This window comes from Nocardia sp. NPDC059154 (assembly GCF_042755705.1).
In the GTDB taxonomy this organism is placed as follows: Bacteria; Actinomycetota; Actinomycetes; order Mycobacteriales; family Mycobacteriaceae; genus Nocardia.
Genome location: NZ_JBHZCS010000204.1, coordinates 1 through 1,366, shown reverse-complemented (window position 1 = coordinate 1,366; position 1,366 = coordinate 1). Strand labels below are relative to the sequence as shown.

The 1,366-nt window shown below is 64.9% G+C and carries 2 protein-coding genes; both read right to left on the bottom strand.

Annotated features, from left to right (window positions below; all coding sequences use genetic code 11):
• Positions 1–657 precede the first annotated feature (657 nt).
• Positions 658–897, bottom strand: a complete 240-nt coding sequence (locus tag ACFXN1_RS51825) for a helix-turn-helix domain-containing protein (RefSeq protein ID WP_379446743.1) — start codon at positions 895–897, stop codon at positions 658–660.
• A 6-nt stretch (positions 898–903) separates the two neighbouring features.
• Positions 904–1,137, bottom strand: a complete 234-nt coding sequence (locus ACFXN1_RS51820; RefSeq protein ID WP_379446742.1) for a helix-turn-helix domain-containing protein — start codon at positions 1,135–1,137, stop codon at positions 904–906.
• Positions 1,138–1,366: the final 229 nt, after the last annotated feature.

The following is a 1,366-nucleotide window of genomic DNA, read 5'->3' as shown; positions in this document are numbered from 1 at the left end:
CAAATGGGCAGCCAAACGCACCCACCACAAACACCACCCGCAACCCACCCATCAGGCGGAATGCACCATCCGAACACCTTAACTGAACGGTATTGACCTTAGCCTTTATCCACCGACGAGGTTTCTGCGCTGTCGGTGCGCCTGCGGCGCGCGGGCAGCGGGGTTTTGGGTGGCCGGTAGTTGCTGGTCTGCCCAGTCTTTCCACTGTTGTTGCCGGTCGTAGGGGCGGTTGGGCGGGGTTCAGGCGGTCGAGAGTGTGGCGGTGGTGGCGTGCCAGAGTTGGTGCTAGGCCCTGGCTCAGGGCCAGTGGGCGGGCAGGTGCAGGACAGGTTTTCGCTGTGGGCGGGTGAAGCGAGCGGGAACGGCGATGATCTTGCGGCGCAACGTGGTTGCGCGTGCTCTGCCCAGTCGCAGGTCGGCGAGCGCGCCGGCGGATTGCTCGGGCGGAACTTGTCCTCGGCGACGCTACTGCGCCTATCGCCAACGCAACGCGTGCGGCACGGACCCCCGAGTAGCACAACTCCGCCCCTGCTCGGTTGGGCGAATTTCAGGGGTCGTTGCAACACGCTGTTGGTCAACTGGCTTCGGCCAGGAGCTTTAGCCAGACGCTCGGCTGGGGTTTCCCAGCCGAGCGTTTTGCGTGGTCGGGAGTTGAGTTCAGATCTGTTCCGGACTCCACCGCAGTCGCAGATGATCAGCGATGAATTCGCGCAGTCGCGGGTTCTGTCCGATCTTGCCGGGCTTGGGCCGCGGCCGGCGCGCCTCGGCGCGCCGCTGAGCAGCATGAGGACGATAAGCCCAGCGTGATTCGTTCCCGCGCAACGGCATTCCGTTCCGGCGGATCTCGCGGCTGATCGTGGACGGACTACGACCCAGCTCGGCGGCTATCTGCCGGATGGTCGCCTACTCCCGCAAGCGGTCGGCGATATGGATGCGGTCGTCCTCACGCAGGTAGCGGCCCGAAGCCGAAACCTCCACATAGATCGGAGGTTTCGGCTTCCGTCCGTTCGGAGGCGAGTGCCAGCCGTTGCGCCAGCGCTTGCCGGTGCGCACGTTGATACCGACGATCCGGCAGGCTTCCGAACTGTTGTAGCCCTGACGCATGAGCCGGAAGTATTCCTCCCGCTCACGCGTCAACGGCCGCCCACCACCTCGACGCCCCCGGCCCTCTCGGATCTGGAAGTCCATCACACCCCTCAAGCTGGGGTGTTGCGACGACCACCAGAACCCAAGAACCGGATGGGGGCGGTTACTTGATCACGCGGTCTGCTGCTGCGGGGTACTGCTCGGCACTTCGATCACGTCATGGCCCGGCTTTCGTTGCGGTCGATTGCCGATCCCTACCGCGGCCGCCAGTGTTGCGATC